General features: G+C 66.2%; 16 protein-coding genes. 10 read left to right on the top strand and 6 right to left on the bottom strand.

Annotated features, from left to right (window positions below; translation table 11 throughout):
* Window positions 1–28: 28 nt before the first annotated feature.
* From CFK21_RS14165 to CFK21_RS14155, 3 genes are read right to left on the bottom strand one after another with little or no spacing between them, the layout of a single operon-like run.
* On the bottom strand, window positions 29–724 hold the full coding sequence (locus tag CFK21_RS14165) for a hypothetical protein (protein ID WP_096367260.1): 696 nt from the start codon (window positions 722–724) through the stop codon (window positions 29–31).
* Complete coding sequence (locus CFK21_RS14160; protein WP_231971526.1) at window positions 721–1,326, bottom strand: TetR/AcrR family transcriptional regulator; 606 nt, start codon at window positions 1,324–1,326, stop codon at window positions 721–723. The genes CFK21_RS14165 and CFK21_RS14160 overlap by 4 nt, the downstream gene beginning before the upstream one ends.
* Window positions 1,327–1,344: 18 nt before the next feature.
* Complete coding sequence (locus CFK21_RS14155; RefSeq protein ID WP_096367258.1) at window positions 1,345–1,578, bottom strand: sulfurtransferase TusA family protein; 234 nt, start codon at window positions 1,576–1,578, stop codon at window positions 1,345–1,347.
* Between the two features lie 309 nt (window positions 1,579–1,887).
* Between CFK21_RS14155 and CFK21_RS14150 the strand changes: the two genes are divergently transcribed.
* A complete protein-coding gene (locus tag CFK21_RS14150) occupies window positions 1,888–2,229 on the top strand; it encodes a zinc ribbon domain-containing protein YjdM (protein ID WP_096367637.1) in 342 nt (113 codons plus the stop codon).
* Here CFK21_RS14150 and CFK21_RS14145 read toward each other — a convergent pair whose 3' ends face one another.
* Window positions 2,230–4,290, bottom strand: a complete 2,061-nt coding sequence (locus CFK21_RS14145; RefSeq protein ID WP_096367257.1) for a thioredoxin domain-containing protein — start codon at window positions 4,288–4,290, stop codon at window positions 2,230–2,232.
* 83 nt (window positions 4,291–4,373) lie between these two features.
* Between CFK21_RS14145 and CFK21_RS14140 the strand changes: the two genes are divergently transcribed.
* The 9 genes from CFK21_RS14140 (at window position 4,374) to CFK21_RS14100 (ending at window position 12,833) form a co-directional block, all read left to right on the top strand.
* The gene (locus tag CFK21_RS14140; RefSeq protein ID WP_096367256.1) at window positions 4,374–5,102 is read left to right on the top strand and encodes a glycosyltransferase family 2 protein; all 729 of its coding nucleotides are present in this window, start codon (window positions 4,374–4,376) and stop codon (window positions 5,100–5,102) included.
* On the top strand, window positions 5,099–5,764 hold the full coding sequence (locus CFK21_RS14135; RefSeq protein ID WP_197702963.1) for a TVP38/TMEM64 family protein: 666 nt from the start codon (window positions 5,099–5,101) through the stop codon (window positions 5,762–5,764). The genes CFK21_RS14140 and CFK21_RS14135 overlap by 4 nt, the downstream gene beginning before the upstream one ends.
* The gene (locus CFK21_RS14130; RefSeq protein ID WP_096367255.1) at window positions 5,761–7,377 is read left to right on the top strand and encodes an ArnT family glycosyltransferase; all 1,617 of its coding nucleotides are present in this window, start codon (window positions 5,761–5,763) and stop codon (window positions 7,375–7,377) included. The genes CFK21_RS14135 and CFK21_RS14130 overlap by 4 nt, the downstream gene beginning before the upstream one ends.
* The gene (locus CFK21_RS14125) at window positions 7,377–8,525 is read left to right on the top strand and encodes an MFS transporter (protein WP_096367254.1); all 1,149 of its coding nucleotides are present in this window, start codon (window positions 7,377–7,379) and stop codon (window positions 8,523–8,525) included. Before CFK21_RS14130 ends, CFK21_RS14125 begins: the two co-directional genes overlap by 1 nt.
* Window positions 8,526–8,626: 101 nt before the next feature.
* Entirely contained in the window at window positions 8,627–9,868 is a 1,242-nt protein-coding gene (locus CFK21_RS14120) for a class I SAM-dependent rRNA methyltransferase (protein WP_231971525.1), read from the top strand.
* Window positions 9,869–9,870: 2 nt separating this feature from the next.
* A complete protein-coding gene (gene lgt / locus CFK21_RS14115) occupies window positions 9,871–10,662 on the top strand; it encodes a prolipoprotein diacylglyceryl transferase (RefSeq protein ID WP_096367253.1) in 792 nt (263 codons plus the stop codon).
* Between the two features lie 219 nt (window positions 10,663–10,881).
* The gene (locus tag CFK21_RS14110) at window positions 10,882–11,676 is read left to right on the top strand and encodes a thymidylate synthase (RefSeq protein ID WP_096367252.1); all 795 of its coding nucleotides are present in this window, start codon (window positions 10,882–10,884) and stop codon (window positions 11,674–11,676) included.
* Window positions 11,673–12,164 (top strand): type 3 dihydrofolate reductase, encoded by a 492-nt coding sequence (gene folA, locus CFK21_RS14105; RefSeq protein WP_096367251.1) that lies wholly within the window; start codon window positions 11,673–11,675, stop codon window positions 12,162–12,164. The genes CFK21_RS14110 and folA overlap by 4 nt, the downstream gene beginning before the upstream one ends.
* Window positions 12,165–12,404: 240 nt before the next feature.
* Window positions 12,405–12,833, top strand: a complete 429-nt coding sequence (locus CFK21_RS14100) for a hypothetical protein (protein ID WP_096367250.1) — start codon at window positions 12,405–12,407, stop codon at window positions 12,831–12,833.
* A gap of 171 nt (window positions 12,834–13,004) precedes the next feature.
* Here the strand turns inward: CFK21_RS14100 and CFK21_RS14095 are convergent, their stop codons facing one another.
* Complete coding sequence (locus CFK21_RS14095; RefSeq protein WP_096367249.1) at window positions 13,005–13,841, bottom strand: symmetrical bis(5'-nucleosyl)-tetraphosphatase; 837 nt, start codon at window positions 13,839–13,841, stop codon at window positions 13,005–13,007.
* A 201-nt stretch (window positions 13,842–14,042) separates the two neighbouring features.
* Window positions 14,043–14,423 (bottom strand): Co2+/Mg2+ efflux protein ApaG, encoded by a 381-nt coding sequence (gene apaG, locus CFK21_RS14090; RefSeq protein WP_096367248.1) that lies wholly within the window; start codon window positions 14,421–14,423, stop codon window positions 14,043–14,045.
* Window positions 14,424–14,467: the final 44 nt, after the last annotated feature.

The raw sequence follows: 14,467 nt of genomic DNA, 5'->3' as shown, positions 1-14,467 counted from the left end.
AAGTCGGGTTACGCTGCGCTAACCCGACCTACGGCTTATCCTCCCACACCTGCCCGTCCATCTCCAGCCGGCATTCCTCCGGGGTGATCACGAACCGCCCCTGCAGGGCCTCGATATCCTGTTCCAGCATCCAGGCATCGGCCCGTTCCAGCAGCCGCTGCAGCGCCAGGGCAATGGCCGCACGTTGTGCGTATTCCAGTCCCAGGCGTCGCCAGGCCTGTTCTGCTCGCTGCCGGCCCTGCTCGCCGAGTTCGAAGAAGCGGGTGATGAGTCGCTCGCGCAGCGCCTGCTCCCCGATTCGTTTCCGCAGCGCGTGCATGCGTTCGGCTGGCGTGCCCTGTTCGGGCAGCTGTCGTGCCAGGTCCGGCGGCAGAAAGGTCTCCGGCGCCTCGCCGTTGACCAGTCCCTGCAGGATATCCTCATCCACCATCTGGGAATAATCCGGGCGGATGTCCGTGCCGGTGCGTTCGCGCAGCTGAACCAGGGCCATGGCCTCGTCGCGGTGGCCGCTCAGGGTGAAGCCGCACAGATGATGGTCGACGATGTCATGAATCAGCACCGAGGTGGGGATGTTGCCGCCGGTATAGGCGGTGCTGGCGATGACGAATGCATCGTCGATGGCGATGTCCAGCTTCCAGCCGCGCGCACCGAAGCCGTCCTGCCATTCGCGGCGGTAGGTCACCGGTACATCGATCGGACCGGTTGTCTCTGCAGGTTGTGTCATTGTCGTGATTCCGTACTGTATCCAACGGCGTTCAGAAACAGCCCGATCAGCTGTTCGATCAGATCATCAAGGGCAATGTCACGATAGCGCGGGGCGTCGAGGATGCATTTGGCGTAAAGGGCCTCGCGCACCATGCCCTGGAACATCAGGCTGGCGGTGCGGCCATCCACCCGACCGACCTGATTCCCGGGTGCCAGTTCGGCCAGGCTGATCTCGATGAAGTCGGTGAAGCTCTTCCAACGCGAATCGAAAAACCGCTGGGCCACCGCCGCGTCCTCGAGCATGCCGTGCAGTTCCATGCGCAGGTAGTCCGGGTCGCGTGCCACACTGGCGGCGAACACCCGGGTCATGCGCAGCAGTACGCTGGCGAAATCCTCCGGCCCGCAAAGGGCTGCCTCCACGTAGCTTTCGCGCCGGCCGGCGATCTCGTCCAGCGCGGCCCCGTACAACGCCTCCTTGGAGTCGAAGTGGCGATAGAGCACGGCGGGGCTGACGCCCAACCGGCGTGCGATCTCATCCACCGACACCCCGTGAAAGCCCCGGTCGGCAAACAGCACCTTTGCCACCGCCAGGATCGAGGCCCGGCGTTCCGGGCCTTTCATGCGCCGGGTCATGTCGGGTCATGAAGTCTTGCGGATGAGGAATTCATATTCCCCGTTGCCCTCCCGGCTCGCGACCAGTTCGTGGCCGGTCTGCTGACAGAAGGCATCGAAATCCTTCACCGAGCCCGGGTCGGTGGCCACCACCTTGAGTACCTGACCGACGTTCATCGGGGTAATCGCCTTTTTCGCCCGCACAATGGGGAGGGGGCAGTTCAGGCCGCGTGCATCCAGTTCCTGGTCAAAGTCGCTCATGATTTGTCTCCATATATTTCAGTGAGTTGGAAATATATGCATGCACATCCCTGCATATAAGTGAGCGTTTACTAACTTATGTGAAGTAAGGCGTGCCGTCAAGTCACCACGGTATGGGGATGTACTGGTGCCGGGTTTGGGCTGTGCCCGGAGTGGAGAGATGGCGGGGTCTGCCTGGTCGCCGTGAACCCACCCTGTCAGGTTCTGTCCCGTGGCGGCAAACGGCTCGGAGTCCCAGGGTTTGAGGAATCGAGGGGATCGGCGATGGCGTATACTTTCCGCTCCGTTCGACAGGATGAAGTGAAAACCATGAGTGAATTACCCAGATGTCCGCAGTGCGGGTCGCAGTACACGTACATGGATGGCAGTCTGTACATCTGCCCCGAGTGCGCGCACGAATGGTCAATTGATGGCGAGGCAGAGACTGCTGATATGGGGCAGGTGGTCAAGGATGCCAATGGCAATGTCCTGCAGGACGGCGACAGCGTGGTTGTGATCAAGGACCTGAGGGTCAAGGGTTCGTCCTCGGTGGTGAAGGTCGGCACCAAGGTAAAGAATATCCGGCTGGTCGAGGGCGATCACAATATCGATTGCAGGATCGACGGCATTGGCGCCATGCAACTGAAATCGGAATTTGTGAAGAAGGCCTGATCAGGCCAGTGCCTCGCGGAGTTCTTCCCGCCTGCTGATCGGCGGCGAGCACCGGGTGCCCGTACAGATATAGGCGATCGTTCCTTCCCGCGGTATTTTCTCGGCAAGTGCCTCGGGCAGATCGGCGGCGTCATTCGGGATCGCCAGACACAGGCGCCTGGGGGCGCAGGCGGCGGCGCAATCCATCTGCCAGTCCTGGACGGCCTCGGTCTCGCCGCGCAGTATGACGGCCTCGCCGGGGTCGAGGAATTCCTCCAGGGCGTCGATCAGGCGGGTGCAGGCGAAGGCGTTCTGCTCCATCGGCAGCCACAGGGCGCGCAGGGTGGCCTCGGCGGCGTCCAGGTAGCGCGGCTCCGCCAGCAGGTGACCCAGGCGGACTAGCACGTGCGCCGCTACGCCGTTGCCGGCGGGCTGGGAGTCGTCATGCACCGGTTTGGGCCGCTGGATCAGGGCCTCGTGGTCGTCGGCGGTGAAGTAGAAGCCGCCGTCGTCGGCCTGGAAATGCCTGAGCACGACCTCGGTGAGTTCCAGGGCGAACTGCATGTCAGCGCTGTTCCAGCGCACCTGCAGCAGTTCCAGGATGGCGTCGATCAGGTAGACGTGATCATCCAGGTAGGCATTCAGATGCGCGCGTCCGTCCTTGCAGGTGGCCAGCAGCCGGCCGTCCTGCCACAGGGTGTTGCGGATGAACTCCAACGCCTGTTCGGCTGAGTCGGCATAGTCGGGCCGCTGCAGCTGGCGGGCGGCGATGGCCATGCCGCGGATCATGAGCGCGTTCCAGGCGGTGAGGATCTTGTCGTCGCGGCCGGGGCGCACCCGCTGCTCGCGCAGGGTGAAGAGTTTGTCCCGGGCACTGTCCAGCCGGCGTTCGACCTCAGCGGTATCGATGTTCAGATCGGCGGCAATGGTATCGATGCGCGCGAATACATGCGGATACCACCGGCCCTCGAAATTGGCCGCGCGCTCCAGGCCGTAGCGCGGGGCGAAGGCGGCGTATTCCTCCGCGCTCAGCGCGGCCTGCGCTTCGTCCGGCGTCCAGACATAGAACCTGCCTTCCTCGCCTTCAGAGTCGGCATCCAGGCTGGAGTAGTAGCCGCCTTCCGGAGATTGCATCTCGCGCATCACCCATTCGGCCGTGCTGTGTGCCGTGCGGGCGAACAGCGGCTCGCCGGTGGCGGCATGCAGCTGGCTGTACAGCGCCAGCAGCGGGCCGTTGTCATAGAGCATCTTCTCGAAGTGCGGGATCATCCAGTCGTCGTCGGTGGAGTAGCGGCAGAAGCCGCCGCCGATCTGGTCGTTGATCCCGCCCAGGGCCATGCGCTCGAGGGTGTGGGTGAGCATCTCCAGGGCGCGTGTGTCGGGGTTGCCCTGCCGGCGGCTGCGATCCCAGTGGCGCAGCAGCCGTTCCAGGCTGCCGGGGTGTGGAAACTTGGGTGCCTGGCCGAAGCCGCCGCGGGCCGCATCGTATTGCTCTTCCAGCTGGCGGCGCGCCACGTCCAGCGGCAGCAGGCTCAACTCGGCGGACTCGACCCGCTGCGGCGCGGCGATGGCCTGCATGGCGCGCATCAGGTCCTGGTTCTGGGTGGCGATGGCGTCCTTGCGCTCGCGGTAGAAGTCCGCGACCCGCTGCAGCAGTTCGGTGAAGCCGGGCAGGCCGAAGCGCGGCTGTTTGGGAAAGTAGGTGCCGCCGAAAAAGGGAATGCATTCCTCCGGGGTGAGGAACATGGTCAGCGGCCAGCCCCCGTTGCGCTGGGTGAGCAGGCTGTGGGCGACCTGGTAGATTTTGTCCAGGTCCGGGCGTTCCTCGCGGTCGACCTTGATGTTGACGAACAGTTCGTTCATCACCTGTGCGACCCCGGGATCCTCGAAGCTTTCGTGGGCCATGACATGGCACCAGTGGCAGGCCGAGTAGCCGATGGAAAGCAGGATGGGCTTGTCCTGGTTGCGGGCCAGTGCCAGGGCCTCCTCCCCCCAGGGATGCCAGTCCACCGGATTGTCGGCATGCTGCAGCAGGTAGGGGCTGGTCTCGCCGGCCAGGTGATTGGTCTTGACGTCAGTCATGCGGCCTCCGGACCTAACCTATATAATCTGGTGCCGACTATACCGGCCGGTTCCGGCCGAACTCAATTACACCGAGACGGCACATGGATTTATCGGTCGTGGTACCGGTCTTCAACGAAGCGGACAATATCCGGCCCCTGCTGGAGGAGATCCGCGCTGCGCTGGAAGGCCGCTTCGACTACGAGGTGATCTATGTGGACGACGGCAGCCGCGATGTCACCCTCACGCAGTTGCGCGACTGCCGGTATGAGTTTCCGCGCCTGCGCATCCTGTCTCATGCCGCCAGCTGTGGCCAGAGCGCGGCCATCCGCAGCGGGGTGCGGGCGGCGCACGCGCCCTGGATCGCCACCCTGGACGGCGACGGCCAGAACGATCCCGCCGATATCCCCCCGCTGTGGGCGCGGTTGCGTGCCGATCAGGGCAGTCCGCCCCTGTGGCTGATCGCCGGCTGGCGGCGACAGCGCCGCGACAGCGCGGCCAAACGCCTGGCCTCGCGCGTGGCCAACGGGGTGCGCCGCCGGCTGCTGGGCGACGACACGCCGGATACCGGCTGTGGACTGAAGCTGTTCCGCCGCGACGTCTTCCTCGAGTTGCCAGACTTCGATCACATGCACCGTTTTCTGCCTGCGCTGGTGCAGCGCGCCGGCGGTCGGGTGGTGTCGGTGACGGTGAATCACCGGCCGCGGGCGCGCGGGCAGAGCAAGTACGGGGTATTCGATCGGCTCTGGGTCGGCATCGTGGACCTGTGCGGGGTGGCCTGGCTGCAGCGTCGGGCGCAGCGGCCCCTGGTCTCGGAGGTGGACGCGGAGTGAACCGCCGTCTGCTGCTGCGAGGACTGATGCTCATGGCCGGCTTCGTGCTGGCCGGGCTGGTGATGAGCCGCTACCTCAATACCGCCTGGATCGATACCCATGTGCGCGGCCAGGCCTGGGGCGGGCTGGCCTATGTCGCGGTCGGCGCCCTGTTCATCGGTGCCGGCCTGTCGCGCCAGTTCGTTTCCTTTCTCGGCGGCTATGCCTTCGGTTTCATGCCCGGGGCGGTGTTCGCCCTGCTGGCCTCGGCGCTGGGCTGCATGCTGGCCTTCGGCTTCGGTCGCCTGGCCGGCCGGCGGCTGCTGCGGCCGCGGCTGGCCGGACGCATCCGCCGGGTGGACCGCTTCATCCATGACAACCCCTTCTCCATGACCCTGCTGATCCGGCTGCTGCCGGTGGGCTGGAACCTGATGGTCAACCTCGCCGCCGGGGTCTCCAGCGTGCGGCCGGCGCCCTTCTTTCTCGGTTCGGCCATCGGCTACATCCCGCAGACGGTCGTGTTTGCCCTGCTCGGCAGCGGCATGACCCTGCAGCCGGTGCTGCGCACGACGCTGTCGATCGTGCTGTTCATCATCTCCGGCGCCCTCGGCATCTATCTCTATCGGCGCTACCGTCGCGGCCGCACCCTGGACGAATCCCTGGACCGGGAACTGGGGGCATGAGTTCTGTCCGTCTGCCGGTGCCGGATGCGGCCGTCCTGCCGGCCCTAGTGGCCGCGCTCATGGCGGTGGTGCTGTGGCTGCGGCCCCTGCTGCCGGTGGACGAGACCCGATATGTGGCGGTGGCCTGGGAGATGTGGCTGCGCGGCGATTTCCTGGTGCCCCATCTCAACGGCCAGGCCTACCATCACAAGCCGCCGCTGCTGTTCTGGCTGATCCAGGCCGGCTGGGCGGTCTTCGGCGTCAACGACTGGTGGCCGCGTCTGGTCGCGCCCCTGCTCTCGCTTTTCAATCTTGTGTTAGTCGTGATGCTGGCGCGGCGGCTGTGGCCGCAGTTGGCGCTGGTGAGACAGCTTGCTCCCTGGCTGCTGCTCGGACTGCCGCTGTGGACGGCCTTTCTCACCCTGGTGCAGTTCGATCTGCTGCTGGTGGCCTGCACCCTGGCCGGGATGCTCGGGCTGTTGTCCGCGGCGGACGGCGCTCGGCGCGGCTGGTGGTGGCTGGGGCTGGCGATCGGACTCGGCGTACTCAGCAAGGGACCGGTGATTCTGCTGCACCTGCTGCCGACGGCGCTGTTGGCCCCCCTGTGGGCAGATGTCCGTCACGGCTGGCGGCGCTGGTATGCCGGCCTGCTCGGTGCCGTGGCGGTGGGCGCGGCGATCGCGCTGGCCTGGGCGGTGCCTGCGGGGATTGCCGGCGGTGCGGCCTATCGCGATGCCATCTTCTGGGGACAGACCGCGGGCCGGGTGGTGGATTCCTTCGCCCATCGCCAGCCCTGGTGGTGGTATCTGCCCTGGCTGCCTGTGCTCCTGCTGCCCTGGCTGTTGTGGGGGCGGCTCTGGCGCGGCCTGCGCTGCGGCGACTGGCGCGGGGAGCGGCAGCTGCGCTTCCTGCTCGCCTGGCTGTTGCCGGTGTTGCTCGCCTTCAGCCTGGTCAGCGGCAAGCAGGTCAAGTATCTGCTGCCGCTGGTCCCGGTCGCCGTGCTGCTGCTGGCGCGGCTGGCCGCTGCCCCTCCCGGGTTGCCGCGGCGGCCGGGACTGGCGGCGGCCTGGCTGATGCTCGGCGGCGGGCTGCTGGCCCTGGCGCCCATGCTGGTCCGTCCCGAGGCGGCTTTCTGGGTGCGGGATCTGCCGCTATGGCCGGGACTGGTCCTGGTGGGGGCCGGCCTGCTGACCCTGGCCGTGCCGCCGGTGTCGGTCCCGGCCCAGGCACGGCTGACCGCTGTGGCCACGGTACTGGTGGTGATGGCCGGCCATCTGACCGTTCTGCCGGCCGCGGCCCCTGCCTATGACCTGTGGCCGGCCGCCCGGCGTATCGCCGAACTGCAACAGGCCGGTGCGCCGGTGGCGCATGCGGGCAGATATCATGGCCAGTTCCAGTTTCCGGGCCGGCTGCAGCGGCCGCTGACCGAGCTCGAGCGGACGGCGGTGGCTGACTGGGTGCGCGCCCATCCCCGGGGATATGTGATTCTCTACCAGGCCGACTGGCCGGGACTGGGCCCGGGTGCGGTCGCGCTCTGGCCCTATCGCAGCGATGCCGCCGACCTGGCGCTGTGGCGTGCAGCAGACCTGGCCGGCGCCCTCGAAGGGTCCGGCCGGGACACAGGGACGCGCTGATGCAGCTGGGCCTGATCGTACTTGCCCTGTACCTGCTGATGCTGCCGGTCACCGGCATGGTGCCCGTACTGCGCGAACTGACGGTGGGCCGCTACCCGGACCTCGGTGAGTTCGCCCAGCACCTGTTCATGTCGGCCAACATGCTCGGCGCGCTGCTGTGCGTGCCGCTGGCCGGGCTGCTGTCCGACCTGTGGCAGCGGCGCCGGCCGATCATCGCCGGCGCCTTCGCCATGAACGCCCTGTCGCTGTTCATGCTGCTGCAGGACTGGAGCTATCCCGTCTATCTGGCCTGGCGCTTCGTCGAGGGCTGTGCCCATATCACCGCATTGAGCCTGCTGATGACCCTGGCCGCGGACCATGCCCGCCGCCGCGGCAGCGGCGCGGTGATGGGACTGGTGGGGGCGGCCATCAGTCTGGGCGTGGCCAGCGGCGCCCCCCTGGGCGGCTGGCTCGGCAATACGGACGCGGAACGGGTACTGCAGTGGGGGACGGGGCTGATGCTGCTGCTCACCCCGCTGTCCGCACTGGCGCTGCGCGACCTGCCCGTCGGGCGCAGCCACGGCGGACTGGGCCAGCTGCTGCGGGCATTGCCGGCCAACCGGCCGCTGCTGCTGCCCTATGCCTTCGCCTTCGTCGACCGGCTGACCGTGGGCTTCATCGTCTCCACCCTGTCGCTGTACCTCAGCCAGGTGATCGGCCTGGATGCGGGCCGCATCGGGCTGACCATGGCCCTGTTCCTGATCCCCTTCGCGTTGCTGACCTTCCCCGCCGGACTGTTGTCGAAGCGCTGGAACCCGCTGTTGATGATGCTGCTCGGGAGCGCGGCCTACGGCCTGACCCTGGCGGCGGTGGGGCTGGTGCCGGGCGCATCCATTCCCGGGCTGATGTTCGCCGGCGGCGTGACCGCCGCACTCATGTACGCGCCCTCGCTGGTGCTGGTGGCCGAGTTGTCGCGGCCCGAGCACAAGGCCCTGGCCATGAGCGGGTTCAATTTCGCCGGCTCGCTCGGCTTTGTGCTGGGCCCGCTCACCGGCGGCAGTCTGGTGAGCCTGTTCGGCAGCTATACCCCGGCCTTCGTGATCGTCGGCGGGCTGGAAGTGCTGTGTGCGCTGGTTTTCCTGCCGCTGGCGCTGCGTCGCCGGCCGTAGGATGGGTGAAGGCGCTTGCGCCGTAACCCATCGAACACCGCGCGCGATGGGTTGCGCTGCGCTTCACCCATCCTACCCCGGCCCTGCCCGACTTCGGTACAATGGCGGGCCTGACCGAGAAGGCCCGCCCCATGCCCCTTGCCGAAACCGCATCTCCGCTTGCCCCCCTGCGCCTGAAAAAACGCGAGGAGCGCCGGCTGCGCGCCGGCCACCTGTGGATCTACAGCAACGAGGTGGACACCCGCGCCACGCCGTTGACCGGTTTTGCGCCCGGCCAGCCGGTGCGTATCGAGGCCCACAACGGCCGACCGCTGGGCAGCGGCTATGTCAATCCGCATTCGCTCATCTGCGCCCGGCTGATCAGCCGGGATCCGGACCAGGTGCTGGACAAGTCGCTGCTGGTGCACCGGCTCAAGGTTGCCCTGTCCCTGCGCCAGCGCCTGTTCGATCAGCCCTGCTACCGGCTCTGCTACGGCGAGGCCGACGGCCTGCCGGGGCTGGTCGTCGACCGCTATGGTGACGTGCTGGCGGTGCAGCTGACCACCGCCGGCATGGAGGCCATGAAAGCGGCCGTGATCGTCGCGCTGGAACAGGTGCTGCAGCCGCGTGGCATCCTGCTGCGCAACGACGTCGAGGTGCGCCGGCTGGAAGGGCTGGAGACCTATGTCGAGACGCTGGGTGAGGTGCCGGAGCCGGTCGCGCTGAGCGAGAACGGGGCCCGGTTCGAGGTGTCGCTGCAGACCGGGCAGAAGACCGGCTGGTTTTTTGATCAGGCCGACAACCGGGTTCGGCTGCGCCGCTATGCGCGGGACGCGCGGGTGCTGGATGTGTTCAGCTATGTCGGCGCCTGGGGCGTGCAGGCCGCACTGGCCGGGGCCGCGGCCGTGACCTGCGTCGACAGTTCGGGCGAGGCGCTGGCGCGGGCCGGGCACAATGCCGGGCTGAACGGCGTCGGCGACAAGATGCAGACCCGCCAGGGCGATGCCTTCGAGGTGCTCAAGGCCCTGCGCGAGGCCGATGAGCGCTTCGACCTGGTGATCCTGGATCCGCCGGCCTTCATCAAGCGGCGCAAGGACATCGAGGCCGGCACCGAGGCCTACCAGCGGCTGAACCAGCTGGCCATCCGGCTGCTGGGCCGGGACGGTTTCCTGATCACCGCCTCCTGCTCGCATCATATGCAGCCGGAGGTCTTCCGCCGGACGGTGCACCGGGCGGCGCGCCATGTGGACCGGCGGCTGCAGATCCTGGAATGGGGGCAGCAGGCGGCGGATCATCCGCGCCATCCCGCCATCGTCGAGACCGACTACCTCAAGGCGATGTACTGTCGCGTGGTGAAGGACTGAGCATGCTGACCTACCCCGATATCGATCCTGCCATCGTCCGCTTCGGCGACTTCGCCCTGCACTGGTACGGGATGATGTACCTGGTGGGGTTCATCGGCGGTTGGTGGCTGGGCCGGGTACGGGCGCAACGGCCCGATTCCGGCTGGCAGGCACAGGAGATCGGCGATCTGCTGTTCTACGTCGCCCTGGGCGTGATCCTGGGCGGCCGGATCGGCTATATCCTGTTCTACAACTTCGGCCTGTTCCTGGAGGACCCGCTGATGCTGCTGCGCATCTGGCAGGGCGGTATGTCCTTCCACGGCGGGCTGCTGGGCGTGCTGCTGGCGATGTGGCTGTACGGGCGCCGGACCGGCCGCAGTTTCTTCCAGGTCACCGACTTCATCGCCCCGCTGGTGCCCATCGGCCTGGGCGCCGGGCGCATCGGCAACTTCATCAACGGCGAGTTGTGGGGGCGGCCCACCGATCTGCCCTGGGGCATGGTGTTCCCCTTCGTGGACAGCCAGCCGCGGCATCCGTCCATGCTCTACGAGGCCCTGCTGGAGGGGCTGGTGTTGTTCATCATCCTGTGGTGGTTCTCGTCGGGGCCGAGGCCGCGCATGGCGGTCTCGGGACTGTTCCTGCTGTGTTATGGTGGTTTCCGGTTCGCGGTGGAGTTCGTGCGCGAGCCCGACCGGCACCTCGGTTATCTGGCCTTCGACTGGCTGACCATGGGGCACCTGCTGTCGGTGCCGATGGTGCTGTTCGGCGCGCTGCTGCTGTGGCTGGCGTATCGTGGGCGTCGCAGTGAGGAGTGAGGAGTGAGGAGTGAGGAGTGAGGAGAAAAGCGTGAAAGTGGCGGCCATATCTTCCCGGGCCGCCGCGCTATCTTTGCCCGTCATCCCCGCGCAGGCGGGGATCCAGTGGCCGCAGCGGTATCCGGATACCTGCATGCATCGGAATGACGCACCAGTCAGGGTTTCCTGCAGTGCTTCACTCCTCACTCCTCACTCCTCACTCGAACAAGAGGCAACAACGTGAAGCAGTATCTCGATCTCATGCGCCATGTGCGCGAGCACGGCGTCAAGAAGGAGGACCGCACCGGCACCGGTACGCTCAGTGTGTTCGGTCACCAGATGCGGTTCGATCTGGGCGAGGGTTTCCCGGTGGTCACCACCAAGAAGCTGCACCTGCGCTCCATCATCCACGAACTGCTGTGGTTCCTGCAGGGCGATACCAATGTCAAATACCTGCATGACAACAAGGTGAGCATCTGGGACGAGTGGGCCGATGACAACGGCGATCTCGGGCCCGTCTACGGCTATCAGTGGCGCAGCTGGCCGACGCCCGACGGGCGCCACATCGACCAGATCGCGCAGGTGGTGGAGCAGCTCAAGCACAACCCGGACTCGCGCCGCATCATCGTCAGCGCCTGGAACGTGGCCGATATCGAGCGCATGGCGCTGCCGCCCTGTCATGCCTTCTTCCAGTTCTATGTCGCCGAAGGCCGGCTGTCCTGCCAGCTCTACCAGCGCAGCGCCGACATCTTCCTCGGTGTGCCATTCAATATCGCCTCCTACGCCCTGCTGACCCTGATGCTGGCGCAGGTGTGCGATCTGCAGCCGGGGGATTTCGTGCATACCCTGGGTGATGCGCATCTGTACCTGAATCATCTGGAACAGGCCGACGAACAGCTCACGCGCCGGCCCTATCCGCTGCCGGTGATGCGGGTCAATCCCGAGGTGAAGGATATCTTCGGCTTCCGTTTCGAGGACTTCGAACTGGTCGGCTACGAACACCATCCCCATATCAAGGCGCCGGTGGCGGTGTGATCATCGCCTTCGTCGTCGCTATGGATCGCAACCGGTTGATCGGCAGCCGCAACGGCCTGCCCTGGCACCTGCCGGCCGATCTGGCGCATTTCAAGCGGGTGACCCTGGGCAAGCCCATCATCATGGGCCGCAGGACCCATGAATCCATCGGCCGGGCGCTGCCGGGGCGGCAGAACATCGTGGTCAGCCGCAATCCGGCCTATCGGGCCACCGGCTGCGATGTGGTCGATTCATTCGATGCCGCGCTGGAAGCGGCCGACGCCGCCGCTGAGGTCATGGTCATCGGCGGCGCCGAACTCTTCGCCCTGACCCTGGAGCGGGCAGGACGTATCTATCTCACCGTGATCGAACACGACTTCGAGGGCGATACCTGGCTGCCGGAGTGGGACCCGACCGACTGGGTCGAGGTCAGTCGCGAAGCGCATGCACCGGATGACAGAAACCCCTATCCCTATCGCTTCGTCCAGATGGAGCGCCGGCGCGACTGACGTCGCCGCAGGGTGCGCCTGCGCACTTTCACTGGAGCCCTGATTTCACCTGCTTGCGGCAGTTTTCCGACACGGTTTCCCCGTCTGCCTCACCGGTGAATGTGACCTGCATCACAGATCCGTCAAGCCGCCCGTTTCCCCCATAACAATCGCTGTGGTGTCTGCTATTAATTAAGCCTGAATTCAGCTTGGCGGGCGCATGCTGTAGCCATCCTGAACACAACAGTATGGAGAGTTGAAATGAACGCAGTACGCAAAACCATCGTCCTTGCCATCGCAGCATTGACCCTGGCCGGCAGCGGCGCGGTGCTGGCTGCCGGCGGCGGTGGCGGTGGCGGCAATGGCATGGGCAAGGGCTACAGCAATGACAATTACGGCCAGGAGCGCAGCGCCGAGGTCCGTGAACGCAACGAGGAGCGCAAGCTGGAACAGGACCGCGACATGGATCAGGACCGGGAACGTTATCGCGACCCGGAGGCCGAGCGCGACGCCATGAAGGCCAAGGCGAAAGCCAAGGGCCAGGGCGAGGGCAACGGCCAGGGCATGGGCTATGGCAAGAACGGCGAAGGCAAGGGCGGACAGGTTCAGCAGCGCGACCAGGACCGCATCCATCAGGATGACGATGCGCCCCAGGGCAAGACCAAACGCTGGTGGTGGCCCTTCGACTGACGCCCGCGGGCAGTAAACGAATACACTTCCTCTGGCCTGCACTGAGGTCTTGGCCCTCCCTTCGGGGAGGGCCTTTTTTTGTTGAGTGAGGAGGATGGGTGGAACGAAGTGCAACCCATCACTTGGATCTGTCATGGCGATGGGTTTCGGCGCTGAGCGCCTGCACCTATCCTACCCGGGCCGGCGGGTGCCGGGGCAGTCGATGCTGATCCGCTGCGGCGTCGGTGTGTCCAGACGCAGGGCGGTGAGCTGCCGGCCCCACACGCAGCCGCTGTCCAGCGCAAACACGCCGGGGGCGTCGGTGGTCCCCCCCAGCGAGGCCCAGTGCCCGAACAGGAGCTTCAGATCGTGGCTGGCGCGGCCGGGGACCTCGAACCAGGGCAGGAAGCCGGGCGGCTGGTTCCCGGGCGGACCGCTGTGGCGGAATTCCATGGTTCCCTCCCGGGTGCAGAATCGCAGCCGGGTGCAGGCATTGACGATGCAGCGCAGGCGGTCATGGCCGCTGAGATCCGCCGACCAGGTATCGGGTTGATTGCCGTACATGTGGGCGAGGAAGTCGCGGCAGCGGTCGTCGTCGCGCAGCACGGTTTCCACTTCGCGGCTGCAGGCCAGGGCCAGTTCCAGGTCCCACTGCGGCGGCAGCCCGGCGTGCACCAGGCAGTAGCCCAACGCCGCATCGTGATGGACCAGCGGGCAACCGCGCAGCCAGTCCAGCAGCGCTTCGCGGTCGGGAGCCTCCAGGATCGGCAGCAGGGTGTCACGGGACTTCAGCCGGTCGGCATAGCGGCTGATGGCAAGCAGATGCAGGTCGTGATTGCCCAGCACGCTGATGGCAGCCGCGCCCAGCCCGCGGATGAAGCGCAGCGTCTCCAGTGACTTCGGGCCGCGGTTGACCAGATCGCCGGCGAACCAGAGCCGGTCGACGGCCGGGTCGAACTGCAGCCGGTCCAGCAGCCGCCGCAGTTCGTCCAGGCAGCCCTGGACGTCACCGATGGCGTAGACGGCCATGGCGGCGGGTTACCTGGGGTGTTTGTTCAACGCAGAGGCGCGCAGGCGCAGAGGACGCCAAGGATATTATGGATTCCGACATGCACCGGAATGAACCGAACAGTATCGGATGAATCTCACTGCTACGGCTGCAATCATACAAAGAAAAATCTCTGCGTTCTCTGCGCCTGCGCGCCTCTGCGTTGCGGTTTTGAAGTCCGTTCAATGCAGCGTACGCGGAATGGACAGGGTGAAGGCGGGGATCTCGGCGTCGAATTCCACGCCGTCGTCGGCGATCATCTGGTAGCTGCCGCGCATGCTGCCCACCGAGGTCTCGATCATGGTCCCGCTGGTGTACTGGAAGCGCTCGCCGGGCGTCAGGTGGGGCTGCTCGCCAACCACACCCTCGCCGCGCACCTCCTGGGTCTTGCCGTTGCTGTCGGTGATGATCCAGTGCCGCGTGAGCAGCTTGGCGGCCACGCTGCCGGTATTGTGGATGGTGATGGTGTAGGCGAAGACGTAGCGGTTGTCCTCCGGGCTGGACTGTTCCTCGATATAGCTGGTCTGTACCTCGACCTCGATATGATAGGGCGTGCTGCTCATGATGTGTCCTGTCGGTTCGCGAGTTGCATAGGATACGTATCGCG

The organism is Thiohalobacter thiocyanaticus, from assembly GCF_002356355.1.
Classification (GTDB): domain Bacteria; phylum Pseudomonadota; class Gammaproteobacteria; order Thiohalobacterales; family Thiohalobacteraceae; genus Thiohalobacter; species Thiohalobacter thiocyanaticus_A.
The sequence above is the reverse complement of the archived record's forward strand: the minus strand, read 5'-3'. Positions and strand labels throughout refer to the sequence as shown.